Raw genomic sequence first — 24,473 nt, 5'->3', positions numbered from 1 at the left:
CAGTGAAGCTGACTACTCACATCATCGGGACAAGCCCTAGTGAGCGATATGCTACGGTCCGCGTCGCTTGCGACCAAACCGCCCGCATATCTCTTCAGATATCCGTCAATGTCAAAGAGCACGGAAAGGCAAACGCGGCCATCAGAGGCCAGGTCTGTCGATCCCTTCAACCGTCAGCGCCGATCCGTTTCCGTTTCGAGGCATTCAGCGACCGTCGCGGCGTGTTCCGCTTCGGTGAGGGGCGTTCTACGGCTGCACGCCGACCTCCGCAAGCGGATTTTTTGCAGAACTGTCATTTTTTCCGGGTAAGCCTTGTTTTACTGTGCGTTTTTTGAGCGGTCTGCATTTTGAAAGTCCGGTCTCTGCATGGAATGCACGACTTATCCACCGAGGAAAGCGAAACTTCGCCGGCCGAAGTCGCAGGAATCGGCCCAGGCGACTCGCCGTTTCCACACCGCAGAGCGGGGCATGCCCCTCCCCTGCCCCCGAAAAAGAAAAAGCCGGGCACAGGGCCCGGCCAGATTCGTCCGTCGAGTCGCCGCTCAGCGCAGCAGGCGCCCGCGCACCTTCCACACGCCCGGCAGCAGCATCGCGACATAGATCAGGTCGACGATCACCATCAGCAGCCAGAAGCGGGTGAAGATCATCCCCATGCCGATCACCGTGCCCATCAGCAGGGCGCCGACGCCCCAGCGCGGCACCCGCAGCGCCTTCGGCGAGAAGGTGGGCACCCGCGAAATCATCAGCACCCCCACGAGGCCCAGCCAGAAGGCCACCACCATCGGCGCGCCGCGAGCATCGAGCAGCCCGGAGAAACTCAGATAGATCGGCAGCAACGCCAGCATCGCCCCGGCAGGCGCCGGCACCCCGGTGAAATGGGTCTTGCCCGCCCCGTCCTCGCCGCGCATCACGTTGAAGCGTGCCAGCCTCAGGCAGCAGGCGGCCGCGAAGACCAGCACCAGCACCCAGCCCATCGCGTTCACCTCGCCAAGCGCGAAGCGATAGACGAGCAGACCGGGCGCGACGCCGAAGCACAGGAAGTCGGACAGGCTGTCGAGCTCCGCCCCGAATTCCGAGGTCGCCCGCAGCCGCCGCGCGATCAGCCCGTCCATGCCGTCGATCAGCGCCGAGAGCAGCACCAGCACCACCGCCGTCTCGAACTGCGCCACCATCGTGTAGCGGATCGAGGTCAGGCCGAGGCACATCCCCGCGATCGTCACGAGGTTGGGCAACAGCAGCAGGAACGGCATCTGTTCGCGCTCGCGCGGCTCCATCTCAGCGCTCCCCGCCCGTGCGTGCGGCCTCGTCCGAGGCGAGATCGGCGATCACCGTCTCGCCGGCAACCATCGTCTGACCGATGCAGACGAGCGGGTTCACCCCCTCGGGCAGATAGATGTCGAGCCGCGAACCGAAACGGATCAGGCCGAATCGCGCGCCGGTCATCAGCGCCTGGCCTTCCTTCACCTCGCACAGGATCCGCCGCGCCACGAGGCCCGCGATCTGCACCACGCCATAGCGGCGCCCGTCGGCAGTCTCGACCGCAAGGCCATTGCGCTCGTTGTCCGAGCTGGCCTTGTCGAGCGAGGCATTCAGGAACTTGCCCGGCCGATAGGCGATGCGGGTGATGCGGCCGGCGAGCGGCAGGCGGTTCACATGGCAGTTGAACACCGACATGAAGACCGAGACCCGGGTCATCGGCGCGTCGCCAAGCCCCAGTTCCGCCGGCGGCACCGCGGGCTCGAGCAGCGAGACCACGCCATCTGCGGGCGAGACCATCAGCCCCTCGCGCGCGGGCGTCACCCGCACCGGGTCGCGGAAGAAGTAATAGCACCAGACCGTCAGCCCGGTGCCGAGCCAGCCGAGCGGCCCCCAGATCAGGAACAGTACAAGCGTGATGCCGGCGAAGATGGCGACGAACTTCCGCCCCTCCGGGTGCATCGGCTTGATGAAGGTGGAAAGCATCGATACGGACATGCGCCTGCCTTGTGTTATGGTTCTTTTGCCCTGTTTCTACCGCAAAGCGCGGATCATGGGAACAGCCAGGCCGTCCCCTGCCCCGCGGCCGCTGCGGCACAATGAAAAACGCGGCCCCGAGGGACCGCGTTTTCCGGATGCAATGGTCTGAAGATCAGCGCTTCGAGAACTGGAAGGACCGACGGGCTTTCGCCTTGCCGTACTTCTTGCGTTCGACGACGCGCGAGTCGCGGGTCAGGAAGCCAGCGGCCTTCAGCGGCGCGCGCAGCGCCGGTTCGTGCAGCTGCAGCGCCTTCGAGATGCCGTGCTTCACCGCACCGGCCTGGCCCGAGAGGCCGCCGCCGGCGACGGTCGCGACGACGTCATACTGGCCTTCGACGCCAGCGACGCCGAACGGCTGGTTCACGATCAGCTGCAGCACCGGACGGGCGAAATACACCGCCATGTCCTTGCCGTTCACGGTGATCTTGCCCGAGCCGGGCTTCACCCAGACGCGGGCGACCGCGTCCTTGCGCTTGCCGGTGGCATAGGCGCGGTTCAGCGAATCGCGCTGCGCTTCGCGGGTGACCGGGGCTTCGGCGGTCGCCACGGCGACGCCCGACACGGCCGACTTCAGATCGTCGAGGGACTTGAGTTCTTCGGCCATGATCAGCTCCGGGTGTTCTTCTTGTTCAGGACCTTGACGTCCAGAACTTCAGGCTGTTGGGCTTCATGCGGATGCTCGGTGCCGGCATAGACGCGCAGGTTCGACATCTGCGCACGGCCAAGGCGGTTGCGCGAGATCATGCGCTCGACGGCCTTGATCACGACACGCTCGGGGTGAGCGCCTTCGAGCACCTGACGCGCGGTGCGGAACTTGATCCCGCCCGGGTGGTTGGTGTGCCAGTAGTAGCGCTTGTCTTCACGCTTCGTGCCCGTCATCTGCACCTTGTCGGCGTTGATGATGATCACGTTGTCGCCCATGTCCATGTGCGGGGTGAAGGTCGGCTTGTGCTTGCCACGCAGGCGCATGGCAACGATCGTGGCGAGGCGGCCCAGAACGACGCCCTCGGCGTCGATCAGGATCCACTTCTTCTCGATCTCCGCCGGTTTCGCGGTATAGGTTTTCATTTCGATCGCCCTTTGAAGGGTTGTGGAATTCGGATGCCGGCTTTTGCGCGATCGGCGCCCGAAAATCAAGCCCACTGTGCGCCATTTTTCGAAGCGAAATCAGTGCGTTGAAAAATTGGTATCAAGATACCCCACAAAATTGACCCGAGTCACCCCTTCGGGGGGATCGAATAGGTCATCGACGACCGCGCAACGGGCGCCGCCTCCCCTTCCGAGAAGATCAGCACATCCCCCACCGCGAGCACCCGGCCAAGCTTGAGAAGCCGCGCCCGCGCGATCAGGTCGCGCCCCGCCGCGGGCTTGCGCATGAAGTCGATCGAGGCGCCAGTGGTGACCGCGAGCGCCACCGGTCCGATCCGGCTGAGGATCGCGAGCCAGACCGAGACATCGGCGAGTGCGAACATCGTCGGGCCCGACACGGTGCCGCCCGGGCGCAGGTGCAACTCGCCCACCTTCAGCCGCACGATCAGCTCCTCGCCCACGCTCTCGATCACGAAATCGCCCGCTACCTGCGGGAATTCCTCCTCCATGAAGGCGGCAAGCCGCGCCTCGTCCATCGCGATTTCCATCTTTCCTCCCCGGATCTCCCTCCCTAGAGTTTCCGCCACAGGGAGGAATTTCAATGACGGATCTCGTGCAACTCGAGCGACGTGGCGTCGTCGCACATCTGACGATGAACGCCCCGGGCAGCCTGAACGCTTTGTCGGACGCAATGCTCGCCGCGCTGAAAGCGCGCTTCACCGAGCTGGGCACTGACGGCTCGGTCAAGGTCGTGGTGCTGAAAGGCGCGGGCAAGGCCTTCTGCGCCGGCCACGACCTGAAGGAGATGCAGGCGGGCCGGCAGGCGCCCGACAAGGGCCGGGCCTATTTCGCCGATCTCTTCTTCCGCTGCGCCGAGGTGATGCAGATGATCCCCGCGCTGCCGCAGCCGGTGATCGCCGAGGTGCATGGCATCGCCACCGCCGCCGGCTGCCAGCTCGTCGCGAGCTGCGACCTCGCCGTCGCCGCCGAGGGCACGCGCTTTGGCGTGAACGGGGTGAACATCGGCCTCTTCTGCTCGACGCCGATGGTGGCGCTCACCCGCAACGTGCCGCGCAAGGTCGCTTTCGAGATGCTGACGACCGGCGAGTTCATCGACGCGTCCCGCGCGCGCGAGGTCGGCCTCGTGAACCGCATCGCCCCGCACGAGGCCCTCGCCGCTGAGGCCGGGCGGCTCGCCGAGACCCTCGCAGCCAAGCTCGGCGCCGCGGTGAAGATCGGCAAGCGGGCCTTCTACGACCAGATGACCCTCGATCTCGCCGCGGCCTATGAACACACCGCGGCAGTGATGGTCGAGAACATGCTCTGGCGCGACACCGAGGAAGGGATCAGCGCCTTCATCGAGAAGCGCAAACCCGACTGGGCGGTCTGAAACCGCGGCCGCGAGGGGGCGCTGCCCCCTCGGCCCTGACGGGCCTCACCCCCGAGGTATTTCCGGCAAGGAGAAAAAGCGCCCCCTCCCGCGGAGCCCCTGCGTGGTCGCGAAAGGACGACGTCCTTTCCGCCTCAGCCCAGCTGCGCAAGCCCCGGGAAGGTTTCCAGAAGCCAGAAGCTGATTGCCGAGAAGGCATTCGTCAGCAGCAAGAGCCCGACGATCACCAGAAGCGCGCCCATGACCTTCTCGATCAGCCCCATGTGGCGCTTGATCCGGTTCATCACCCCGATCGCGCGCTGGATGAAGATCGCGGCCAGCAGGAAGGGAATGCCCAACCCCGCCGCATAGATCGCCAGCAGTCCGGTGCCGCGCGCAAGGTCGCCGCCCTGTGCCGCGATCGACAGGATCGCGCCGAGCTGCGGCCCGATGCAGGGCGTCCAGCCGAAGGCGAAGGCAAGCCCCAGCACATAGGCCCCAAGGCTCGATCCGCCCTGATCGCCCGCGTCGAGCCGCGCCTCGCGATCGAGGATCGGGATCCGGTAGAAGCCAAGGAAGTGCAGACCGAGCCCGATGATGACCGCCCCTGCGATGCGGCCAAACAGCTCCTGGTTCGACAGAAAGAACTGGCCGAAGGCGGAGGCGGCAAAGCCCATCAGCAGGAAAACGGTGGAGAGCCCCAGCACGAAGAACAGCGCCGGCAGCACGGCCGAACCGCGCCCCTCGCGCAGATCGCCCATGCTGACCCCGCCCATGTAGGCAAGATAAGGCGGCACGATCGGCAGCACGCAGGGGCTGAGGAAGGACAAAAGCCCTGCCACCAGCGCAACCAGCGCGGCGGGCAGGAAGGCGGCGTCGATGAGGTCAATTCCGAACATGCCTCTCCTTAGCATCCCCGCCGCGGCCCGTCATCTGCGCGCCGCTCACAAGCGCGTGGACAAATCGGCGCGGCGCGGCTAGCCCGGTTGCATGGACATCGCCACCACCATCGACGCGCGGGGCATGCTGTGCCCGCTGCCCGTCCTGCGCCTGCGCAGGGTGCTCGCCGCCCTGCCCGCGGGCGCGGTGGTCGAGCTTCTGGCGACCGACGGCGCCAGCTGGATCGACGTGCCGCATTTCTGTGCCGGGGCCGGACATGTCCTGATTTCGGCCGAGGACACGGCCGGGCTGCGCTATCTCGTGCGCAAGGGCTGATCCCCAAACGAAAAACGCCGGGCCCAGGGCCCGGCGTTCGTCATCTCATTTGCGATCGGATCAGGCCGACCACCAGCCACGGCGCTTCGGCACGGTCGTAGCGCGCGCCTCTTCGCCCGGCATCTCGTCCGGCAGCTCGGCAGGCGCCTCGACCGGGGTCTCGATCACCGGCGCCTCCGGCGCCTCGACCGGGGGCTCGACCGGCGTTTCCGCAGGCGGGGCCGCAGGGGCCTCGGCCGGCGGCGCCGCGGGCGTTTCCACCGGCACCGCAGGCTCGGTCGCGGTCACCGCTTCGGCGGCGGGCTCGGCCGGAACCACCTTCTTGCGCGAGCGGCTGCTCGTGGTCTTCTTCGGCGCGGGGGCGGCCTCGCCCTCCTCGCCCTCGGCAGCCTTCACCGTCTTCTTGCGCGACGAGGAGGTCTTCGGCGCCGTGGTTTTCGACGTCGACGACTTCGCGCTCGTCGAGCGCGAACGGGTCGACTTCTTCGGCGCTTCCTCGACGGGTTCGGCCGGAGCCTCGGCCCCCTCGGCTTCGGCGACGGGCGCCTCGACCGGCGCGGCCTCCACAGCTTCGGCCACAGCCTCGACCGGCGCTTCCGCCGCAACCTCGGGCAGGCTCACCTCGGCCAGCGCCGCGGCAGCCGCCGCGCGCGCCGCATCCTCGGCGGCCTCGTCCTCGTCGTCAGATGCCTCGACCCCGTCCTCGGCGTCGCCCTCGTCCTCGGTCTCCGAAGCCTCGCCCTGCGCCGCGGCGCCCGTGCCCGACTTCTTCTTCCGCCGACGCCGACGCTTCTTCTTCTTCGGCTGGTCGTCGCCCTCGGCGGTCTCGGAGGCATTGTCCTCCAGCTCTGCCTCGGCCTCGGTCTCGACCTCCGCCTCGATCTCCTCGAGATCGTCGTCCTCGTCGATCTCCGCCTCGTCGATCTCTGCCATCAGCTCGGCGGTTGCATGAACCGCCTGGCTCATCGGGTCGGGGACGACACGGGTCGCGGTCTTGAACTTCTCGATCGAGAAGTCGGGGCTGACCAGCGTCGGGTCAGCCTCGAGCCGCACCGCCATGCCATAGCGCGCCTCGATCCCGGCGATATGCTCGCGCTTGGCGTTCATCAGGTAGTTCGCCACCGCGACCGGGCATTTCACCAGCACTTCGCGCGAGCGCTTGCGGGTGCCCTCTTCCTCGATCGCGCGCAGCACCTGCAGCGCCAGACTGTCGTCCGAGCGGATCAGCCCCGTGCCGTGGCAATGCGGGCAGGGCTGCGTGGTCGATTCCAGCATCCCCGGACGCAGCCGTTGCCGGCTCATCTCCATCAGGCCGAAGCCCGAGATCCGCCCCACCTGGATGCGGGCGCGGTCGGTCTTGAGCTTTTCCTTCATCCGCTTCTCGACGGCGGCGTTGTTCTTGCGCTCTTCCATGTCGATGAAGTCGATGACGATCAGACCGGCCAGGTCGCGCAGGCGCAGCTGGCGGGCGACCTCGTCGGCGGCCTCGAGGTTGGTCTTCAGCGCCGTGTCCTCGATCGAGCCTTCCTTGGTGGCCCGGCCCGAGTTCACGTCGATCGCGACCAGCGCCTCGGTCACGCCGATGACGATGTAACCGCCCGATTTCAGCTGCACGACCGGGTTGAACATCGAGGAAAGATAGCTCTCCACCTGGAAGCGCGCGAAGAGCGGCAGCTGCTCGCGGTAATTGGTGACGCTTTTCGCGTGGGACGGCATGATCATCTTCATGAAGTCCTTGGCCACGCGATAGCCGCGCTCGCCCTCGACCAGCACCTCGTCGATGTCCTTCGAGTAGAGGTCGCGGATCGAGCGCTTGATCAGGTCGCCTTCCTCGTAGATCGGCGCCGGCGCGATCGAGCGCAGCGTCAGCTCGCGGATCTGCTCCCACAGCCGCATCAGGTATTCATAGTCGCGGCGGATCTCGGTCTTGGTGCGCTGCGCGCCCGCGGTGCGGATGATCAGCCCGGCGCCCTGCGGCACCTCGAGCTCGGAGGCGATCTCCTTCAGCTTCTTGCGGTCGGCGGCATTGGTGATCTTGCGCGAGATGCCACCGCCCCGGGCGGTGTTCGGCATCAGCACACAATAGCGGCCGGCGAGCGACAGATAGGTGGTCAGCGCCGCCCCCTTGTTGCCGCGCTCTTCCTTCACCACCTGCACCAGCATGATCTGGCGCACCTTGATGACTTCCTGGATCTTGTAGCGGCGCGGGCGCGGCTTGCGGGGTGCGTGGATCTCTTCGTGGACGTCTTCCTCGGCGACGGACTCGATGCCGTCATCGGCCGAGGCGACCGCGTCCTCGTCGGAGCTGTCCTCGTCATTCGCCTCGTCGGCGGCCTCGGTGACCTCCTCCGGCTGCGCGACCGGCGCGAGGTCTTCGGCCACGGGCGCTTCTGCCTCGGGGGCCACGACCTCGGCCGCGAGCGGCGCGGCGATCAGCGCCTCGCCCTCGGTCGCCTCGGTGTCGAGATCGACCACCGCCATGCCGGGAATGTCCTCGGAGCGGACGACCGCATCGGTCTCGGCCGCCTTCTCGGCCTTGGCCGAGTTGCGCGAGCGCGAGCGCGACCGGCGCGAGCGCGACTTCGTCTCCTCGGCCTCCTCGGCCTCGGCATAGGCGCGCTCTTCCTCAAGCAGCGCCTGACGGTCGGCGACCGGGATCTGGTAATAGTCGGGATGAATTTCGGCGAAGGCGAGGAAGCCGTGGCGGTTGCCGCCGTAATCGACAAAAGCCGCCTGGAGCGAAGGCTCCACCCGCGTCACTTTTGCCAGATAGATATTGCCGGCGAGCTGCCGCTTGTTGATGGTCTCAAAGTCGAATTCCTCGACCTTGTTGCCGTCCACCACCACGACGCGGGTTTCCTCCGCGTGGGTGGCATCGATGAGCATTTTCTTTGCCATGTATCCAGGTTCCACATGCCCGCGGCCGCCCCTCCCCGGGGGGAGAGGCGGCGCGGACATGGTTTTTCGTTGAGGCGAGCGCGGGCACCAATACGCCGGCGGCGGCGGCCAAAGGCCCGCCCGTCATCACCAGCCCATCCTGTCCACGCGTCATCGCGGTTCTTTCCCAAGTGCGGGGGAGGCCCCGTCACCCAATTGAAACCCCCGTGGATCAAGGCCTTGGGGGCAAGAGAGCGGCCTTTCGGCCAATCGGTTGATCCGGGCGCGAAGGCGCCATCGCGCACTTCCAGGCCCCGAAATCAGCGAAATCCGTGGACGGAACACCAAGAGAGAGCATCCCGCCGACATGAAAACGACAATAGCCGCCCGGCCGGCGCAATGACAATCGCTTTTTCGTCGCGGGCAGGGGAAGTGGGGGCCCGAGTGCCGCTGTTGCCGAAGAAGGGGGCGCTGCCCCCTCGGGCTGCGCCCTCACCCCCGGGATATTTGGAGCGATTAGAAGCGGAAGGGGCGGCGCGGACCGTGGGCCGCGCCTGTCCCTCAGATATAGTCCTGACGGGTCAGGCCGTATTTCGCCATCTTCTCATTCAGCGTGCGGCGCGGCAGGCACAGCTCGTCCATCACCGCCGAGATCGCCCCCTTGTGCCGGCGCATCGTGTTGTCGATCAGCATCTTCTCGAAGTTCTCGACATATTCCTTCAGCGGCTTGCCCTCGGTGGTCATCGCCGGACCGGCCTCTTCGTTGTCGGCCATCAGCAGCGAGGCGATCGAGCCCGAGCCGCGGCGCGCTTGCAGCACGGCGCGCTCGGCCACATTGATCAACTGACGCACGTTGCCCGGCCAGGGCGCCTGCAAGAGCTGTGCTGCTTCCTGCGCCGAGACCTCGGGCGCGTCGCAGCCGTATTCCTCGGCGAATTGTTCGGCCATGCGGGTGAAGATGGTCAGGATATCCTCGCCGCGCGCGCGCAGCGGCGGCAGGGTGATCTTGTGCGCGGCAAGGCGGAAATAGAGGTCGGGGCGCAGCGCGTCCTCGAGCGTGCGGCCCTCGCCGTGGGCGTTGCACACGGCAAGAATGCGGGTCTCGGCCGGCGTGCCCTGCTCGTTGATGAAGGTCAGCAGACGCGCCTGCAGCGACTGGCTCAGCGCCTCGACATCCTCGAGCACCAGCGTGCCGCCGCGCGCCTCCTCGACGAGCGGCAGCGTGCCGCCCTCCTCGACCGGGCCGAAGAGCTTGGCGCTGAGCGCCTCCTCGGCATAGGCGGCGCAGCTGACCACGACGAATTTCTTGCCCGCCCGCGGGCCCGTCGCATGCAGCGCGAGCGCCACCAGAGACTTGCCGGTGCCGGTCTCACCGTCGATCAGCACGTGGCCGTCGGCCTGGCTGAGGTCGAGGATGTCCTCGCGCAGCCGCTCCATCGCCGCCGAGGTGCCGATCAGCTTGCCCATCACCTGCGCCCCCTCGGCGAGGTCGCGGCGCAGCGCGCGGTTGTCGAGCGTCATCCGCCGCGCCTGCGTCGCGCGTTTGGCGAGTTCGGTCATCCGGTCGGGGTTGAAGGGCTTCTCCATGAAGTCCATCGCGCCAAGGCGCATCGCCTCGACCGCCATCGGCACGTCGCCATGGCCGGTGATCATGATCACCGGCAGCCCGGAATCGAGCCCCATCAGGCGTTTCAGGAACGCCATCCCGTCCATCCCCGGCATCCGGATGTCGGAGATCACCACCCCCGGCCAATCCGTGCCGATCACCTTCAGCGCTTCCTCGGCGCTCGCATAGGTCTCCGTGTCGAAGCCCGAGAGCGCCAGCCACTGGCTCACCGACTGGCGCATGTCTTCCTCGTCGTCGACGATCGCCACCTTCATCATCCGTGCCATGTGCTACTCCGCTGCCTTTGCGCCCCTGGGCGCTGTCGTGTCCTCCGAGATCAGCGGCAGCTGCATCTCGAAGACCGCGCCCCCTTCCTCGGCATTATGGGCGGTCAGCCGACCGCCGAAATCGCTGACAATCGAGGAAGAGATCGCAAGGCCCAGCCCCGTCCCCTCCCCCGGTTTCTTCGTCGTCCAGAACGGCTCGAACAGCTTCTGCAGGTCCGAGATTCCCGGTCCGTTGTCGCGCACGCCCAGCACCGCCGTCTCGCCGGTGGCGAGGATCAGCTCGATCGCCGGTTCCGCCCGCCCCTTGGTCGCGTCAAGCGCGTTGCGCAGAAGATTGATGATCACCTGTTCAAGGCGGATCCGGTCGGCCATCACCATCACCGGCTCGCGCGGCAATACCCGGGTGATGCGCACCGTGCGCGCCTTCAGCTGCGGCTCCATCATCGCCAGCGCCGAGCTGATCGCGGCACGCAGATCGACCGGTTCGAAGGCCTCGCCGCCCTTGCGCGCATAGGATTTCAGCTGCCGGGTGATCGCGCCCATCCGCTCGATCAGGTCGTCAATGCGCTGGAACGAGCTCAGCGCCTCTTCGGTGCGGGCGCGCTGCAGCAGCAGCCGCGCGCCGGCGAGATAAGTCTTCATCGCGGCGAGCGGCTGGTTCAGCTCATGGCTCACCGCGGCCGACATCTCGCCCAGTGCCGCAAGCTTCGAGGATTGCGCCAGCGTCTGCTCGGCGACGGCCAGATCCTTCTGCACCTTCTCGCGTTCGGCGATCTCGCGGCTCAGCCGTGCGTTCAGCGCCCGCAGATCGGCCGATTCGCGGCGATAGGCGAGCGATTGCACCCGCGCCCGCCGCGACAACACGTAAAACCCGGCGGCGAGCAGGATGGCAAAGCCCATGATTTCCATCGCGAGGACGGCATTCACCTTCTCGCGCACCGATTCGTAACTGGTGAAGGCAATCATCCGCCAGCCGCGGAAGGGGATGCGGGTTTCGGTGCGCATCACCGCCTGGCCCCGCAGATAGGCGTCGGGCGGCTCGTTCGCCCAGTCGGCCGTGACCTGCAGCGCGCGCTCGATCGCGGTCGGGGCCGAGCGCGCCGACAGCGCCTCGGCCACCGTCAACCCGCGCCATTTCGGCTCGGTCGTCAGGATGATCCGGCCTTCGCTGTCGGTCACCGCGACCGCATCCGAGATCCCCGCCCAGGAGCGTTCGAACTTCGACAGTTCCGCCTCGACGACGATCACCCCGATCGCCCGGCCATCGGCGACAAGGGCGCGGGAATAGTCGAATTCCGTCGCCCCGGTCGCCCCCGAGGCGGCGGTGAAGATCGTCTCGCGCGAGCGCTGCGCCTCGACGAAGAAGGGTTCACTCGCATAGGACGTGCCCAGAAGGTTACGGTTCGTCGCCGCCACCACCCGCCCGTCCATGTCGAGAAGCCGGATCGAGGCCGCGGCAATGTCCTCGCGCGCCGAGATCAGCTGCGCCGAGCTTTTCGAGAAATCCCCGGTCTCGAGCGCATTGGTCAGCACCGGATCACGGGCCAGCAGAAGCGGCACCACCGAGGTGCGCTGCAACTCGGACAGGATGTTGCCGGAGTAAAGCGCCAGCCGCAGCTCGGTGCGCACCCGCGTCGTCTCGGTGAAGCGCTCGGTCAGCCAGGCATTGGTCGACCACATCGCGGCGACGGCGACGACCACCACGCCGATGCCGGCGATACGGGCGGCAAGGCGCCGACGTCCGCGCCGGTCAGGCTCGGGAGGGCTCGTCTGATCTGTGCTCATGCGTCTTGCGGGCATGGCGCCAATCTAGGCCGAAGGCGCCGGACCAACAAGGCGGGGGCGATCACGCCGCCGCCATCACCGAGCTCAACGCGCGGAAAAGCGCCGCCCCGTCGGTGCCGCCCTGCGCGGGCTCCACCACCCGCTCGGGGTGCGGCATCATGCCCAGCACCCGGCGGTTGGCGCTCAGCACGCCGGCGATGTCGTCGGTCGCGCCATTCGGGTTCTCGACATAGCGGAAGGCCACGCGATCCTCGCCCTGAAGCTGCTTCAGCCCCTCGGCGTCGATCTGGTAATTGCCCTCGGCATGGGCGATCGGGATCAGGATTTCCTGCCCCTTGTCATAGCCCGAGGTGAAGGCGCTGTCGGTCGTGGTCACCGTCAGCGCGACGGGCTTCGAGATGAACTTGAGCCCGGCGTTGCGCATCAGCGCGCCCGGCAGCAGCCCCATCTCGGTCAGCACCTGGAAGCCGTTGCACACGCCCAGCACATAGCCGCCACGCTGCGCGAAATCGACCACCGCCTGGCCGATCGGCGAGCGCGAGGCGATCGCGCCGCAGCGCAGGTAGTCGCCGAAGGAGAAGCCGCCCGGAATGCCGATGACGTCGATGCCCGCGGGCAGCTCGGTCTCCTTGTGCCAGACCTTCACCACCTCGTCGCCCGCCTTCGCGAAGGCGTCAAAGAGGTCACGGTCGCAGTTCGACCCGGGAAAGGTGATGACGGCGGCTTTCATCGCGGGGGCACTCCTGCTTTCATCTTGCCCAAAATACCTCGGGGGTGCGGGGGCAGCGCCCCCGCCCGCCGGGGATCAGGCGATCTCGACGGTGTATTTCTCGATCACGGTGTTGGCGAGCAGCTTCTCGCACATCGCCTTGACCTCGGCCTCCGCCGCGGCCGTGTCGGTCGCGGCGAGATCGAGCTCGATCACCTTGCCCTGACGCACGGCCTCGACGCCCGAGAAGCCCATGTGGCCAAGCGCGGCGCGCACGGCCTCACCCTGCGGGTCGAGCACCCCATCCTTCAGCATGACATGAACACGGGCCTTCATCGCGGGCGCTCCTCAGTTGATCAGGGTGGGCTTCATCGGCTCGGGATTGGTCGGCAGCACGCCAAGACGCTTTGCCACCTCGGTATAGGCATCCGTCAGGCTGCCCAGATCGCGGCGGAACACATCCTTGTCGAGATGCGCGCCGGTCTTCATGTCCCACAGCCGGCAGCTGTCGGGCGAGATCTCGTCGGCAACGATCAGGCGCATGAAGTCGCCATCCCAGACCCGGCCGATCTCGATCTTGAAATCGACGAGCTTGATGCCGACGCCGTAGAACACGCCGGCGAGGAAGTCGTTCACCCGCAGCGCCAGCGACACGATGTCGTCCAGATCCTGCTGGTTCGCCCAGCCGAAGGCGACGATGTATTCCTCGGGCACCAGCGGATCGCCGAGCGCGTCGTTCTTGTAGCTGTATTCGACGATCGGGCGCGGCAGGGCGGTGCCCTCTTCCATGCCCAGACGTTTCGCGATCGAGCCGGCGGCGAAGTTGCGCACGATCACCTCGAGCGGGATGATCTCGACCTGACGGATCAGCTGCTCGCGCATGTTCAGGCGGCGGATGAAGTGGTTCGGGATGCCGACGTTGGTCAGCCCGTTCATGAAGAACTCGCACAGGCGGTTGTTCAGCACGCCCTTGCCTTCGATCGTCGCCTTCTTCTGCGCGTTGAAGGCGGTCGCGTCATCCTTGAAATACTGGACGAGCGTGCCGGGCTCCGGGCCTTCGTACAGGATCTTCGCCTTGCCTTCGTAGATCTTCTTGCGGCGCGGTGACATGGGCAATGGTTCCTTCTGCGGCCCGGCTGCCCCGGGGGCAGCTCCCCTGGGCCCGCACCGGGCAAACGGGCGCAGGGCCCTTTTCGCCCCTATAGGACAAGGCTTGCGGCGCCGCAAGGCAAAGGCGTGTGGCCGCTGCCGATTTGCCAGCCGCCATTTGCGCCCGCAGCATTAGCGCTAGCGGTCGTTCTGCGCCGATCTGCACCCTTGAAGTGCCCCGCCGAGGCGGGCATATGTCAGTTTAAGGGCAACCAATTTCCCGGGGGGACACGGCCATGACCACCTTTGACGACCGCGAACAGGCATATGAATCCAAGTTCGCCCATGACACCGACAAACGGTTTCGCGAGGGCGCGCGCGCGGTGAAGATGGTCGCGCAATGGGCTGCCGAGATGATGGGAAAGGCCGACGAAGAGGCCGATGCCTATGTCACCTCGCTGCTGACCGCCGACTTCTTCGAGGCTGGCAAGGAAGACGTGGTGCGCAAGCTGGTGGCTGACCTCGGCCCGCGCGCCGACGAGGCGACGGTGCGGGCGAAACTCGCCGAGGCACTCGCCGCCGCCGCGAAACAGATCGCCGAGGGCTGATCCGGGGGCTGCCCCCGTCAATTGCGCAAGACGCCCTCCGGCGCGGCTGCCGGAGGGTTTTTCACATCCGCGCCCGCAAGCTGCCCGCCGCCGCGCCGCACAGGAAGTGACGCCATGCCTGCCGAGACCCTCGCCCATCTGCTTGCCGCGCGCGACTGGATGCTGACCGACGGACTGCCCGAGCGCGGCCCCACAGGCCTTGCGCTCGAGCGCGGCGCCCCCGCGGCCCTTGCCGCCCCCGCCGGGATGCAGGCGGTGGCGAAGGCCGCGATCGACGCGGGCGCGGATCTGATCCGCACGAACTCGGCCGGGGCCAATGCCTCGCGGCTGCGCCCCTATGGCGCGCAGGCCCGCGCCGGCATGCTCAGCCGCACGGCGGCCGAGATCGCACGGGAGGCCGCCGAGCGCAGCGACCGGCCAGTGGTCGTCGCCGGCGCGATCGGGCCAACGGGCGAGATCTTCGCGCCGATGGGCACGCTGCGTCACGCGCTTGCCGTCGAGATCTTCCATGAACAGGCCGAAGCGCTGCGCGAGGGCGGCGCAAGCGTGCTGTGGCTGGGCGGGTTCGCCGCGCTCGAGGAACTGGCGGCGGCGGCCGAGGCAGCACAGCTTGCCGGGCTCGGTTGGTGCGGCACGATGCGCTTCGACAGTGCCGGGCGCACGCTGATGGGGCTTGCCCCCGCCCCTTTCGCGGCGCAGGCCGGCGCGCTTGCGCCGCAGCCCGAGGCACTTGGCGCCGAGGGGCCGGGGCCGGCGCGCCTGCTGCACACGCTGCTCACCCTTTGCGCGGCCGGGATCGAGCATCCGCTGATCGCGCAGGCCGATGCGCAGGCGGATGCGCTGACCGAGGACGGCACCGAAAGCGATCCGCGGCGGATGGCGGAATTCGCCCGGCTTGCGCGCGACGCAGGCGCGCGGATTATCGGCGGCGGCGCGGGGCTGACGGCGGCGCATCTCGGGGCGATGCGCGAGGCGCTGGAAACCACGCCGCGAGACGCGCGCCCGACGCATGACGAGATCACCGCCCGCCTTGGTGCGGCCCAGCCCGTCGCCGCCACCCGCCGCGCCTAGAACAGCTCGAGCTGATCGCCCGCCCGCGGCGGCCGCGCAAAGCGCGTGACGTCGAGCGCGGGCAGCGGCCGGTCAAGCCCGAGCCGGCGACACGAGAGCGCATAGCGCTGCGCCAGAAGCTCGGCCTCGGTGCCCTCGCCGGTCATCCGGCTGCCGAAACGCGGATCGTTCAGCCGCCCGCCGCGGAAGGCCGCGGTCGCGTTCAGCACCCGCTCGGCCCGCGCCGGGTAATGGCGCTGCAGCCAATCGGCGAAGAGCGGCGCCACCTCGTCGGGCAGGCGCACCGGCATCATCGCCGCCGCCTGCGCCCCGGCCCGGCGCGCCTCGGTCAGGATCGCCTCGAGCGCGTGATCGGTCAGCCCCGGGATGATCGGCGCCGCCATCACCCGCACCGGCACGCCGGCCCGCGACAGCTCGCGGATCATCCGCAGCCGGGTGCGCGGCGCGGGCGCGCGCGGCTCCATCTTCCGCGCCAGCTCCTCGTCGAGCGTGGTCAGGCTGATGCCCACATGCACCAGCCCCCGCTCCGCCATGTTCGCGATCAGGTCCAGGTCGCGCAGGATGCCCGCGCCACGGGTGGTGATCGTCACCGGATGGTTGAAGGCGTCGAGCACCTCGAGCAGCCCGCGCATCACCCCCATCTTCGCCTCGATCGGCTGATAGGGATCGGTCGAGGTGCCGATGGCGATCGGCGCCACCTGATAGCCCTTGCGCCGCAGCTCGCGCTCGAGCACCGCGGGCGCGTCGGGCTTGGCCACCAGCCGGGTCTCGAAATCGAGCCCCGCCGACAGGCCCAGATAGCCGTGCGAGGGGCGCGCGAAGCAATAGATGCAGCCATGCTCGCAGCCCCGATAGGGGTTGATCGAGCGTCCGAAGGGCACGTCGGGGCTGTCGTTGCGGGTGATGATGCTGCGCGGATGCTCGATGCTGACCTCGGTGCGCAACAGCACCTCATCCTCGGGCAGGTCCCAGCCGTCGGGCTCCCACAGCCGCTCATAGGGCTCGAACCGGCCAACCGGCCGGCTCGCGGCACCCCGCGCCTTCAGGCGCGTGCGCGGATCGGCGGGGGGCAGGATCAGGGGCAGCTCGGTCATGGGGTGAATCTGGAACAAAACAGGAACGTTTTCAAGCCGATTCGCACGCACTCAAGCGTGATCCGCAATCTGATGCCGCAGCCGCACGGGGGGCTTTTCCTTTGCGGCACGCGCGCCCATAGTAAATGACAGGAGGCCCACGATGGAACCGATACCCCTGCCCCATTTCCTGCTGCTGATCTGCGCCGTGATCCTCGCCGCCTCGGCGACGCTGTGGATGGCCGCGAAGGCGGGTGTGCCGCTTGCGGTGCTGGCGATCGGGCTTTTGGGTGCCGCCGCGCTGGCGCGGTTGCTCGCACGGGTCGAATAGGGCCCCACGCAGGGCCCCGCCCCTCATTCGTCGAGTTCGGCATCCCAGTAGAGGAAATCGATCCAGCTGTCGTGCAGATGCCCCGGCGGGAAACGCCGGCCGGCCTCGTGCATCTCGCCGGGTGTCGGGGCCTTCGGCGCGCGCTTCAGCCGCAGTCCCGAGGCACGCAACGGCTTGTTCGCCTTCTTCAGGTTGCACGGCGCACAGGCGGCGACAACATTCTCCCAGCTCGTCACCCCGCCCTTCGAGCGCGGCACGACATGGTCGAAGGTCAGATCCCCCTTCGAGCCGCAATACTGGCAGCAAAAACCGTCCCGCAGAAAAAGATTGAAGCGCGTGAAAGCCACGCGCTTCTGGGGACGGACAAATTCTTTCAGCACGACCACCGAGGGGATGCGTATCGCCTCTCTTTGCGAGCGCACCACCTCGTCATATTCGGCGAGGATCGCGACCCGGTCGAGGCAGACCGCCTTGATCGTCTCCTGCCAGGGCCAGAGCGACAGCGGGTAATAGCTGAGCGGCCGGAAGTCGGCGTTCAGCACCAGCGCCGGATAATGGCGCAGCGCCGATGGCTCGCGCACGAATTGCGTTCGGAAATCCGACCTGTCTCCATGGTCCAGCATGCGCACCCCACTTCCGCCCTGTCGCCGATCCGGCACCGGGGCGGGGAGCCCGCCCCTGCCATGTCTCAACTATATATGGCGTTCCGCGTCTGGCAAGCATCGCGATCTGCGACCTTGCCGCCATGCAGCATGGATCGCATGGCGGCACGACAGGGATATGACAGCTGCCCGTTTTCCGGGCAAGGCGCGGATCAGCCAGGCAGATACTGCTTCAGGAAGGCCAGCGCCACACTCAGCCCGTCGGGCGAAATGCCGTGCCCCGTGCCCTTCATCACATGGCCGTAGGTCTCGAACCCGGCCGCCACCAGCGCATCGCCCGCCACACCCATCTCCTCGAAGGGCACCATCGGATCGGCGTCGCCATGCAGCAACAGCACCGGCGGTTTCGACACCGCCTCGGCCGCCAGCGCCTCGGGCCGCAGCAGCCGCCCCGAGAAGGCGACGACACAGGCGACCGGCTCGGCCCGACGCGGCGCCACCTCGAGCGACATCATCGTGCCCTGCGAGAAGCCCACCAGCGCGAGCTGCGACGGGCTCAGCCCCTCGGCGGCCAGAAGACCGTCGAGGAAGGCGTTCAGGTCCCCGGCCGCGCGCGCCAGCCCCTCGGCGGCCTCGGCCTCTGTCGAGCCGTCCAGCCGCGGGATCGGGAACCACTGCCGACCGAAGGGATTTCCGGCGCAGGGCTCGGGCGCATCGGGGGCGATGAAAAGCGTGTCGGGCAGATGCGGCGCGAGCGGCTCGGCGAGGCCGAGCAGGTCCGCCCCGTCGGCGCCATAGCCATGCAGGAAGACGACGAGCGATTTCACCTCGCCCGATTGCGGCGCGACGCGCCCCGATTTCAGCTCGCGCGTCATGGCGCCACTCCTTCTCGTTGTTTCATCGCCGCATACCAGGCCCAGAGCCCGCGCGCCGCGACCGCCCGCCAGGGCGACCAGGCGGCGGCAAGCTCGTTGAAGGCGCGTCGCTTCGGCCGCTCGGGCAGACCGAAGAGCAGCCGCGCCGCCTCGGCCAGTGCCAGATCGTCGACGGCAAAGACATCGGCGCGGCCAAGCGCAAAGATCAGATACATCTCGACGGTCCAGCGCCCGATGCCCGGCAGCGGCAGCAACGTCGCGATCACCTCCTCGTCGGGAAGCGTCCGCAGCGCGTCGAAGTCGATGCCAGATCCCGCCAGCGCCTGCAGATAGCGCACCTTCTGCCGCGACAGGCCGCAGCCACGCAAAGCCTCTTCCGAGGCCGAGACCAGCGCCGCCTCGCCCCCGAACCCCGCCGCCAGAACCTTGGCCCGGATCGCGTTCGCCGCCGCAACCGAGACCTGCTGGCCGATGATCGCGTCGCGCAGCGCCTCGAACCCGTCGGCACGGCGGCGCAGCGGCCAGGGGCCGGTGGTATCGAGCGCGCGCGCGAAGGCCGGCTCGCGCGCGGCAAGCCAGGCGGCCCCCTCGGCCACGTCGTCCTCGGTGGTGATGATCCGTCCAACCATGGCGCCACCCTGCCCGATTGTCGCGGCGCTTGCCAGCCCCCGCGCGGAAGGCTAGGCCTTTCGCCATGACCGATCTCGCCTCCTCCCCCGCCGGCCCCGACGCGCGCGAAAAGCGCAATGTCGCCGTCCTCGTCCTCGCCCAGGCTTTCCTTGGCGCACAGATGTCGATGATCTTCACCGTGGGCGGGCTTGCCGGCCAGTCATTGGCGCCGAACCCGTGTTTCTCGACGCTGCCGCTGTCGATGATCGTGCTGGGGTCCGTGCTCTCGGCGCAGCCGATGTCGGAGTTCATGGCGGCGAAGGGGCGGCGCGCGGGCTTCATCCTGTCGACGCTCGCAGGCGGCATCGGCGCGGCGATCGCGGCCTATGCGCTCTACATCGGGTCCTTCGCTTTGTTCATGGCGGGCTCGATGCTGACCGGCGTCTACATGTCGGCGCAGGGCTTCTATCGCTTTGCCGCGACCGATGGCGCCAGCCCCGAGTTCCAGCCGAAGGCGATCTCCTATGTGATGGCCGGCGGACTCGCCGCGGCGATCATCGGACCGCAGCTGGTGAAATTCACCGCACAGGCGATGGTGGTGCCGTTCATGGCGACCTATCTCGCGATCATCGTCATCAACCTGCTGGGGCCGATCCTGTTTGCCTTTCTCGATATCCCGGCCCCCGGTCGGCGGGCAAAGGGCGTGGCCCATCCCGGCCGCAGCCGGCGCGAGCTGCTGAAGGACCCGGTGATCGCGGTGGCGATGATCTGCGGCATGGTCAGCTATGCGCTGATGAACCTGGTCATGACCTCGACCCCGCTGGCCGTCGTCGGCTGCGGCTTCGAGGCGGGCGACGCCGCCAATATCGTCTCGGCGCATGTGCTGGCGATGTATATCCCCTCGTTCTTCACCGGCCATCTGATCGCGCGCTTCGGCAAGGAAATGATCGTCGGCATCGGCCTGGTGATCCTGGCCGCTTCGGGCGCGGTGGCGATGAGCGGGGTCGAGATCGAGAAGTTCTTCCTGGCGCTGATGCTGCTCGGGCTCGGCTGGAACTTCGGCTTCATCGGCTCGACCGCGATGCTCGCCTCGGCGCATACCGCCGACGAGCGCGGCCATGTGCAGGGGATGAACGATTTCGTCGTCTTCGGCGGCGTGTTCCTCGCCTCGCTCAGCTCCGGCAGCCTGATGAACTGCACCTCGGCGGGCGATCCGCAGGCGGGCTGGCAGGCGGTGAACCTTGCCATGCTGCCCTTCCTGACGCTCGCCGGTGCGGCGCTGATCTGGCTGGTGATGCGGCCGAAGGAAACGCGGTAAGGCAGGCCGCCGGGGGCTTTGCGCCCCCGGACCCCCGCAGAGTATTTTTCCAAGAAAAAACCAGAAGACTTTTCCTGGCCGAAATACTCCGGGGGGAGTCCGAAGGACGGGGGGCAGCGCCCCCCTTGCCCCGATCAGGCCCCGCGCAGCGCGCGGATGCGGGCGGCGAGGGCGCGGGTCGAGCCGTCCTTGCCCGCACCGTCGCTTTCGCCCGAAAGCACCGGAGCGAGCGCCAGCGCCAGCTCCTTGCCAAGTTCCACCCCCCATTGATCGAAGCTGTTGATGCCGAGGATCACGCCCTCGACGAAGACCCGGTGTTCATAAAGCGCGATGATGCCGCCGAGCGTGAAGGGGGTGAGCTTGTTGAACAGCAGCGTCGTCGAGGGCCGGTTGCCCGGGAAGACGCGGTGGCGCGCCTGACGCTCGAGATCGGCGCCGGTCAGGCCCTTCTTGCGCTGGATCTCGGTCGCCTCGGCGAGCGAACGGCCGCGCAAAAGCGCCTCGGATTGCGCCAGACAATTCGCGACGAGCAGCAGGTGCTGATGTTCGAGATCGGGCTCGCGCCCGGTCGCGGCGACCAGGAATTCGCAGGGGATCACCCGCGTGCCCTGGTGGATCAGCTGATAGAAGGCGTGCTGGCCGTTGGTGCCCGGCTCGCCCCAGACCACCGGGCCCGAGTTGTAGGGCAGGTCCGCGCCATCCATGCTGACGCGCTTGCCGTTGCTCTCCATCTCGAGCTGCTGGAGATAGGCCGGCAGCCGGGCGAGGCGCTGTTCATAGGGCAGCACGGCACGGGTGGCGTGGCCCAGCACCTGGTTGTGCCAGATCCCGACAAGCGCCAGCAGCACCGGCAGGTTTTCCGTGAAGGGCGCCTCGCGGAAGTGGCGGTCCATCGCGGCGGCGCCGGCGTGGAATTCGGCGAAATGCCCCGGGCCCACCGCGAGCATCAGGCTCAGCCCGATCGGCGACCAGACCGAATAGCGCCCGCCCACCCAATCCTCGAAGCCGAAGACGCGGGAGGCGTCGATGCCGAAGGCGGCGGTCTTGTCGACGGCGGACGAGATCGCGGCGAATTGCGCGGCGGGGTTGGCGACCTTTGCCGCCATCCATGTGCGCGCGGTTTCGGCGTTGGTCATCGTCTCGATCGTGGTGAAGGTTTTTGACGCGACGATGACGAGCGTCGTTTCCGGGTTCAGCCCCTTCAGCGTGTCATGGATATGCGCGCCATCGACGTTCGAGACGAAATGGCAGCGCGGCCCGTCCGCGAAGGACGAAAGCGCCAGCGTGGCCATCGCCGGGCCGAGGTCAGAGCCGCCGATGCCGATATTGACGACATCGGTGATCGCGCCCCCCTGCCCGGTGAAGCGGCCCGTGCGCACCTCCTCGGCAAAGGTCTGCATCCGGCCGAGCGTCGCGCGCACCTCGGGCATCACGTCGCGCCCGTCGACCGAGACCTCGGCCGCCATGTTGCGCCAGGCGGTGTGCAGGACGGCGCGATTCTCGGTTTCGTTGATCTTCGCGCCGGCGAACATCGCGGCGCGCTTCTCGGCAACGCCGCAGCGTTCGGCCAGCGCAAGAAGCAGCGCACGCGCGGTTTCGTCGATGGAAGTTTTGGAGTAATCGAACAGGAATCCGCCAAATTCCGCGCTGAACTCGGTAGCGCGATTATCATTTTCGAACAATTCCCGGATCTGCCGGTCTTTCGTCGCGGCAGCGTGGGACAGCAGGTCGTCAAAGCGGTTCATCATGGGGCCCAATGAATGGTGGCGGTGTTCAGAACGATGCGGACCGGGGCCTCGGCCTCGGACAGCTGTGCCGCGCGGTCGAGGGCGGCACGCTTCTCGTCGCCGGTGATGAGAATGTGGCAGTGCATCGCGCTGCGCAAGGCCGGCGCGGTGAGGGTGATGCGCGGCTCGCCCGCCGCCTCGGCGCGCAAGGCCATCAGCACCGGCGCGTCGGGGGCAAGCGCCTCGGCCAGCCGGTCGGCGCCGGGAAAGAGCGAGGCCGTGTGCATGTCCGCCCCCATGCCGAGCAGCAGCACGGTGATCGGCAGCACCGCGGCCACCCCCGCGGCAAGCTCGTCAAGACGGTCCTCGGGGCGGGGCGCGGGGGCGTAAAGCGGCACCAGCCGCGCCGCGGCCGCGCGGTCGCGCAAGAGCCGCTCGCGCACGAGCCGGGTGTTCGAGCGCTGGCTGTCCTCGGGCACCCAGCGCTCGTCGTTGAGCAGCACCGAGACGTTCTCCCAGTCGAGCGCCACGCCCGAGAGGATGTCGAAGACCGGCCCGGGCGTGGTGCCGCCCGGCACACTCAGCACCGCCCGCCCCTCGCGCGCGAGGGTTTCGCGCAACTGCGAGGCGATGGTGTCGGCCAGCGCCACCATCAGCATCTCGCGATCGGGGTAGGCCACAAGGTTCATTCGCGGATCTCGCGCCAGCGCCGGCCGTCGCGGTGCATCAGCATCAGCGCATCCTCGGGCCCCGAAGAGCCCGAATCATAGGGCTGCGGCCGGTCCCCCCGCGCCTCCCAGCCGGCGATGATCGGGTCGGTCCAGGCCCAGGCCGCCTCGACCTCATCGCCACGCATGAAGAGCGTCTGGTTGCCGCGGATCACATCCATGATGAGGCGTTCATAGGCGTCGGGGATGTCCGCCCCCTCCTCGCCCAGAGCCTCGGCAAAGGACATGTCGAGCGGCACCTGCACGAGGCGCATGCCGCCCGGGCCCGGCTCCTTGATCATCACCTTGAGGTTCATCCCCTCGTTCGGCTGCAGCCGGATCACCAGCACGTTCTCGCGCCAGCTGTCGTCAGCCTCGTCGAAGATCGAATGCGGCGGCTGCTTGAAGGTGATGGCGATTTCCGAGGTGCGCGCGCGCAACCGCTTGCCGGTGCGCAGATAGAAGGGCGTGCCTTGCCAGCGCCAGTTCGCGATCTGCACCTTCAGCGCGATATAGCTTTCCGAACGGCTGTCAGGGTTCTCGACATCCTCGACATAGCCGCGCCGCGCCGGGTCGCCCTTCACCGGCAGGTATTGGCCGCGCACGATGTCGGATTGCGCCGCGGGCTGCAGCGCGCGGATCACCTTCAGCTTCTCGTCGCGCACTGCGTCGGGGTCGAAGTGATAGGGCGGCTCCATCGCGATCAGGCACAGAAGCTGCATCATGTGATTCTGCACCATGTCGCGCATCGCGCCCGAGCGGTCATAATAGCTGCCACGCCCGCCCACACCCACGGTCTCGGCCACGGTGATCTGCACGTGGTCGACGTATTGGCTGTTCCAGAGCGGCTCGAACAGGATATTGGCGAAACGCACCGCCATCAGGTTCTGCACCGTCTCCTTCCCGAGGTAATGGTCGATGCGATAGATCTGATGTTCGTCGAAATGCGCGGCCAGCGTGGCGTTCAGCGCCCGCGCCGAGGCAAGGTCGCGGCCGAAGGGTTTTTCCACCACGATGCGCGAGTCGTCGGTGGTAATGCCGTGGCCGTGCAGTCGCTCGGCCAGATCGCCGAAGAGCGACGGCGCCACCGAGAAGTAGAAGGCATTCACCACGCCCGGGCGGATCAGCGCCTTCAGCTCCTGCCAGCCGGTGGTGCCGGTGGCATCGACCGGAACATAGTCGACGCATTGCAGGAAGGCCTCGATCTGCTCGGGGTCGCGCTTCGCCGCGCCGACATGTTCGGCGATCGCGGTCCGGGTGAGGGCGCGGAACCCCTCGGCATCGAGCTCGGTGCGGGCGGCGCCGATGATCCGTGCCTCGGGCGGGATCTGCCCGGCGAAGAAGCGCCGGTAGAGCGCAGGCAGGATCTTGCGGGTGGACAGATCGCCGGTGGCGCCAAAGACCACCACGTCGAACGGGTCCACCGGGATAACGCGCGAAACCATGAACCTCTCCGATGTTAGCGCTAACTGTCAGCGTTCTAGCGACGCGTTGCGCAACAGTCTAGTCC

The 24,473-nt window shown here is 67.7% G+C and carries 25 protein-coding genes; 6 read left to right on the top strand and 19 right to left on the bottom strand.

The features are described 5' to 3' along the window. Positions 1-542: 542 nt before the first annotated feature. From pssA to EOW65_RS11365, 5 genes are all read right to left on the bottom strand, one after another. Positions 543-1,274 (bottom strand): CDP-diacylglycerol--serine O-phosphatidyltransferase, encoded by a 732-nt coding sequence (gene pssA, locus EOW65_RS11385; RefSeq protein WP_128149495.1) that lies wholly within the window; start codon positions 1,272-1,274, stop codon positions 543-545. A gap of 1 nt (position 1,275) precedes the next feature. Beyond that, the gene (locus EOW65_RS11380) at positions 1,276-1,992 is read right to left on the bottom strand and encodes a phosphatidylserine decarboxylase (RefSeq protein ID WP_304945442.1); all 717 of its coding nucleotides are present in this window, start codon (positions 1,990-1,992) and stop codon (positions 1,276-1,278) included. 136 nt (positions 1,993-2,128) lie between these two features. Further along, entirely contained in the window at positions 2,129-2,620 is a 492-nt protein-coding gene (rpsI, locus tag EOW65_RS11375) for a 30S ribosomal protein S9 (RefSeq protein WP_121532962.1), read from the bottom strand. Between the two features lie 2 nt (positions 2,621-2,622). Then, a complete protein-coding gene (gene rplM, locus EOW65_RS11370) occupies positions 2,623-3,084 on the bottom strand; it encodes a 50S ribosomal protein L13 (RefSeq protein ID WP_113899086.1) in 462 nt (153 codons plus the stop codon). Between the two features lie 149 nt (positions 3,085-3,233). Then, on the bottom strand, positions 3,234-3,653 hold the full coding sequence (locus EOW65_RS11365; protein ID WP_128149491.1) for a PaaI family thioesterase: 420 nt from the start codon (positions 3,651-3,653) through the stop codon (positions 3,234-3,236). A gap of 53 nt (positions 3,654-3,706) precedes the next feature. Between EOW65_RS11365 and EOW65_RS11360 the strand changes: the two genes are divergently transcribed. Beyond that, a complete protein-coding gene (locus tag EOW65_RS11360) occupies positions 3,707-4,495 on the top strand; it encodes an enoyl-CoA hydratase (protein ID WP_128149489.1) in 789 nt (262 codons plus the stop codon). A gap of 134 nt (positions 4,496-4,629) precedes the next feature. Here the strand turns inward: EOW65_RS11360 and EOW65_RS11355 are convergent, their stop codons facing one another. Continuing rightward, positions 4,630-5,373, bottom strand: a complete 744-nt coding sequence (locus EOW65_RS11355) for a cytochrome c biogenesis CcdA family protein (RefSeq protein WP_128149487.1) — start codon at positions 5,371-5,373, stop codon at positions 4,630-4,632. A gap of 91 nt (positions 5,374-5,464) precedes the next feature. Here EOW65_RS11355 and EOW65_RS11350 point away from each other — a divergent pair, with 91 nt between their 5' ends. Next, entirely contained in the window at positions 5,465-5,689 is a 225-nt protein-coding gene (locus EOW65_RS11350; protein ID WP_164880074.1) for a sulfurtransferase TusA family protein, read from the top strand. 60 nt (positions 5,690-5,749) lie between these two features. On the opposite strand, the gene EOW65_RS11345 is transcribed toward EOW65_RS11350, so the two are convergent. From EOW65_RS11345 to purC, 6 genes are all read right to left on the bottom strand, one after another. Then, entirely contained in the window at positions 5,750-8,587 is a 2,838-nt protein-coding gene (locus EOW65_RS11345; protein WP_128149485.1) for an Rne/Rng family ribonuclease, read from the bottom strand. A gap of 540 nt (positions 8,588-9,127) precedes the next feature. Next, a complete protein-coding gene (locus EOW65_RS11340) occupies positions 9,128-10,459 on the bottom strand; it encodes a sigma-54-dependent transcriptional regulator (RefSeq protein ID WP_128149483.1) in 1,332 nt (443 codons plus the stop codon). A gap of 3 nt (positions 10,460-10,462) precedes the next feature. Further along, entirely contained in the window at positions 10,463-12,244 is a 1,782-nt protein-coding gene (locus tag EOW65_RS11335) for a sensor histidine kinase (protein ID WP_128149481.1), read from the bottom strand. Positions 12,245-12,305: 61 nt separating this feature from the next. Next, positions 12,306-12,974, bottom strand: a complete 669-nt coding sequence (purQ, locus tag EOW65_RS11330) for a phosphoribosylformylglycinamidine synthase subunit PurQ (protein ID WP_128149479.1) — start codon at positions 12,972-12,974, stop codon at positions 12,306-12,308. A 75-nt stretch (positions 12,975-13,049) separates the two neighbouring features. Then, positions 13,050-13,289 carry a phosphoribosylformylglycinamidine synthase subunit PurS gene (gene purS, locus EOW65_RS11325; protein WP_113899077.1) on the bottom strand — a complete coding sequence of 80 codons (240 nt, stop codon included), beginning with the start codon at positions 13,287-13,289 and terminating at the stop codon, positions 13,050-13,052. Positions 13,290-13,301: 12 nt separating this feature from the next. Then, positions 13,302-14,063 carry a phosphoribosylaminoimidazolesuccinocarboxamide synthase gene (purC, locus tag EOW65_RS11320; protein WP_113899076.1) on the bottom strand — a complete coding sequence of 254 codons (762 nt, stop codon included), beginning with the start codon at positions 14,061-14,063 and terminating at the stop codon, positions 13,302-13,304. A 275-nt stretch (positions 14,064-14,338) separates the two neighbouring features. Between purC and EOW65_RS11315 the strand changes: the two genes are divergently transcribed. Both EOW65_RS11315 and EOW65_RS11310 read left to right on the top strand, forming a co-directional pair. After that, a complete protein-coding gene (locus EOW65_RS11315) occupies positions 14,339-14,650 on the top strand; it encodes a DUF1476 domain-containing protein (RefSeq protein WP_128149477.1) in 312 nt (103 codons plus the stop codon). A 114-nt stretch (positions 14,651-14,764) separates the two neighbouring features. Then, the gene (locus tag EOW65_RS11310) at positions 14,765-15,721 is read left to right on the top strand and encodes a homocysteine S-methyltransferase family protein (protein WP_128149475.1); all 957 of its coding nucleotides are present in this window, start codon (positions 14,765-14,767) and stop codon (positions 15,719-15,721) included. On the opposite strand, the gene EOW65_RS11305 is transcribed toward EOW65_RS11310, so the two are convergent. Then, positions 15,718-16,815 (bottom strand): PA0069 family radical SAM protein, encoded by a 1,098-nt coding sequence (locus tag EOW65_RS11305; protein ID WP_128149473.1) that lies wholly within the window; start codon positions 16,813-16,815, stop codon positions 15,718-15,720. The two genes, EOW65_RS11310 and EOW65_RS11305, sit on opposite strands and share 4 nt — an antisense overlap. A gap of 142 nt (positions 16,816-16,957) precedes the next feature. On the opposite strand from EOW65_RS11305, the gene EOW65_RS19990 reads away from it, so the two are divergent. Continuing rightward, entirely contained in the window at positions 16,958-17,125 is a 168-nt protein-coding gene (locus EOW65_RS19990; RefSeq protein ID WP_164880066.1) for a hypothetical protein, read from the top strand. A gap of 23 nt (positions 17,126-17,148) precedes the next feature. Here EOW65_RS19990 and EOW65_RS11300 read toward each other — a convergent pair whose 3' ends face one another. The 3 genes from EOW65_RS11300 to EOW65_RS11290 form a co-directional block, all read right to left on the bottom strand. Further along, a complete protein-coding gene (locus EOW65_RS11300) occupies positions 17,149-17,748 on the bottom strand; it encodes an HNH endonuclease (RefSeq protein ID WP_128149471.1) in 600 nt (199 codons plus the stop codon). Between the two features lie 191 nt (positions 17,749-17,939). Then, positions 17,940-18,602 (bottom strand): alpha/beta hydrolase, encoded by a 663-nt coding sequence (locus EOW65_RS11295; protein ID WP_128149469.1) that lies wholly within the window; start codon positions 18,600-18,602, stop codon positions 17,940-17,942. Continuing rightward, complete coding sequence (locus EOW65_RS11290; RefSeq protein WP_128149467.1) at positions 18,599-19,231, bottom strand: DNA-3-methyladenine glycosylase family protein; 633 nt, start codon at positions 19,229-19,231, stop codon at positions 18,599-18,601. The genes EOW65_RS11295 and EOW65_RS11290 overlap by 4 nt, the downstream gene beginning before the upstream one ends. A 65-nt stretch (positions 19,232-19,296) precedes the next feature. Between EOW65_RS11290 and EOW65_RS11285 the strand changes: the two genes are divergently transcribed. Continuing rightward, positions 19,297-20,529, top strand: coding sequence for an MFS transporter (locus EOW65_RS11285; RefSeq protein ID WP_128149465.1), 1,233 nt, complete (start codon positions 19,297-19,299; stop codon positions 20,527-20,529). A 134-nt stretch (positions 20,530-20,663) separates the two neighbouring features. On the opposite strand, the gene pgi is transcribed toward EOW65_RS11285, so the two are convergent. The 3 genes from pgi to zwf are packed head-to-tail and all read right to left on the bottom strand — an operon-like array spanning position 20,664 to position 24,408. Continuing rightward, a complete protein-coding gene (gene pgi, locus EOW65_RS11280; RefSeq protein WP_128149463.1) occupies positions 20,664-22,274 on the bottom strand; it encodes a glucose-6-phosphate isomerase in 1,611 nt (536 codons plus the stop codon). Next, a complete protein-coding gene (pgl, locus tag EOW65_RS11275) occupies positions 22,274-22,945 on the bottom strand; it encodes a 6-phosphogluconolactonase (protein ID WP_128149461.1) in 672 nt (223 codons plus the stop codon). The genes pgi and pgl overlap by 1 nt, the downstream gene beginning before the upstream one ends. Further along, the gene (gene zwf / locus EOW65_RS11270; protein WP_128149459.1) at positions 22,942-24,408 is read right to left on the bottom strand and encodes a glucose-6-phosphate dehydrogenase; all 1,467 of its coding nucleotides are present in this window, start codon (positions 24,406-24,408) and stop codon (positions 22,942-22,944) included. Before zwf ends, pgl begins: the two co-directional genes overlap by 4 nt. Between the last annotated feature and the right edge of the window lie 65 nt (positions 24,409-24,473).

Origin of the sequence: Paenirhodobacter ferrireducens, from assembly GCF_004022265.1 — a bacterium.
In the GTDB taxonomy this organism is placed as follows: Bacteria; Pseudomonadota; Alphaproteobacteria; order Rhodobacterales; family Rhodobacteraceae; genus Rhodobacter; species Rhodobacter ferrireducens.
Note: the sequence above shows the minus strand (reverse complement) of the source record. Positions and strands in the feature narration are given on the sequence as shown.

Excerpts from the sequence above, each read along its gene's own strand:
- pssA (WP_128149495.1), bottom strand. The coding sequence starts at position 1,274 with ATGGAGCCGCGCGAGCGCGAACAGATGCCGTTCCTGCTGCTGTTGCCC.
- rpsI (WP_121532962.1), bottom strand. The coding sequence starts at position 2,620 with ATGGCCGAAGAACTCAAGTCCCTCGACGATCTGAAGTCGGCCGTGTCG.
- rplM (WP_113899086.1), bottom strand. The coding sequence starts at position 3,084 with ATGAAAACCTATACCGCGAAACCGGCGGAGATCGAGAAGAAGTGGATC.
- EOW65_RS11365 (WP_128149491.1), bottom strand. The coding sequence starts at position 3,653 with ATGGAAATCGCGATGGACGAGGCGCGGCTTGCCGCCTTCATGGAGGAG.
- EOW65_RS11360 (WP_128149489.1), top strand. The coding sequence starts at position 3,707 with ATGACGGATCTCGTGCAACTCGAGCGACGTGGCGTCGTCGCACATCTG.
- EOW65_RS11355 (WP_128149487.1), bottom strand. The coding sequence starts at position 5,373 with ATGTTCGGAATTGACCTCATCGACGCCGCCTTCCTGCCCGCCGCGCTG.
- EOW65_RS11350 (WP_164880074.1), top strand. The coding sequence starts at position 5,465 with ATGGACATCGCCACCACCATCGACGCGCGGGGCATGCTGTGCCCGCTG.
- EOW65_RS11345 (WP_128149485.1), bottom strand. The coding sequence starts at position 8,587 with ATGGCAAAGAAAATGCTCATCGATGCCACCCACGCGGAGGAAACCCGC.
- EOW65_RS11340 (WP_128149483.1), bottom strand. The coding sequence starts at position 10,459 with ATGGCACGGATGATGAAGGTGGCGATCGTCGACGACGAGGAAGACATG.
- EOW65_RS11335 (WP_128149481.1), bottom strand. The coding sequence starts at position 12,244 with ATGAGCACAGATCAGACGAGCCCTCCCGAGCCTGACCGGCGCGGACGT.
- purQ (WP_128149479.1), bottom strand. The coding sequence starts at position 12,974 with ATGAAAGCCGCCGTCATCACCTTTCCCGGGTCGAACTGCGACCGTGAC.
- purS (WP_113899077.1), bottom strand. The coding sequence starts at position 13,289 with ATGAAGGCCCGTGTTCATGTCATGCTGAAGGATGGGGTGCTCGACCCG.
- purC (WP_113899076.1), bottom strand. The coding sequence starts at position 14,063 with ATGTCACCGCGCCGCAAGAAGATCTACGAAGGCAAGGCGAAGATCCTG.
- EOW65_RS11315 (WP_128149477.1), top strand. The coding sequence starts at position 14,339 with ATGACCACCTTTGACGACCGCGAACAGGCATATGAATCCAAGTTCGCC.
- EOW65_RS11310 (WP_128149475.1), top strand. The coding sequence starts at position 14,765 with ATGCCTGCCGAGACCCTCGCCCATCTGCTTGCCGCGCGCGACTGGATG.
- EOW65_RS11305 (WP_128149473.1), bottom strand. The coding sequence starts at position 16,815 with ATGACCGAGCTGCCCCTGATCCTGCCCCCCGCCGATCCGCGCACGCGC.
- EOW65_RS19990 (WP_164880066.1), top strand. The coding sequence starts at position 16,958 with ATGGAACCGATACCCCTGCCCCATTTCCTGCTGCTGATCTGCGCCGTG.
- EOW65_RS11300 (WP_128149471.1), bottom strand. The coding sequence starts at position 17,748 with ATGCTGGACCATGGAGACAGGTCGGATTTCCGAACGCAATTCGTGCGC.
- EOW65_RS11295 (WP_128149469.1), bottom strand. The coding sequence starts at position 18,602 with ATGACGCGCGAGCTGAAATCGGGGCGCGTCGCGCCGCAATCGGGCGAG.
- EOW65_RS11290 (WP_128149467.1), bottom strand. The coding sequence starts at position 19,231 with ATGGTTGGACGGATCATCACCACCGAGGACGACGTGGCCGAGGGGGCC.
- EOW65_RS11285 (WP_128149465.1), top strand. The coding sequence starts at position 19,297 with ATGACCGATCTCGCCTCCTCCCCCGCCGGCCCCGACGCGCGCGAAAAG.
- pgi (WP_128149463.1), bottom strand. The coding sequence starts at position 22,274 with ATGAACCGCTTTGACGACCTGCTGTCCCACGCTGCCGCGACGAAAGAC.
- pgl (WP_128149461.1), bottom strand. The coding sequence starts at position 22,945 with ATGAACCTTGTGGCCTACCCCGATCGCGAGATGCTGATGGTGGCGCTG.
- zwf (WP_128149459.1), bottom strand. The coding sequence starts at position 24,408 with ATGGTTTCGCGCGTTATCCCGGTGGACCCGTTCGACGTGGTGGTCTTT.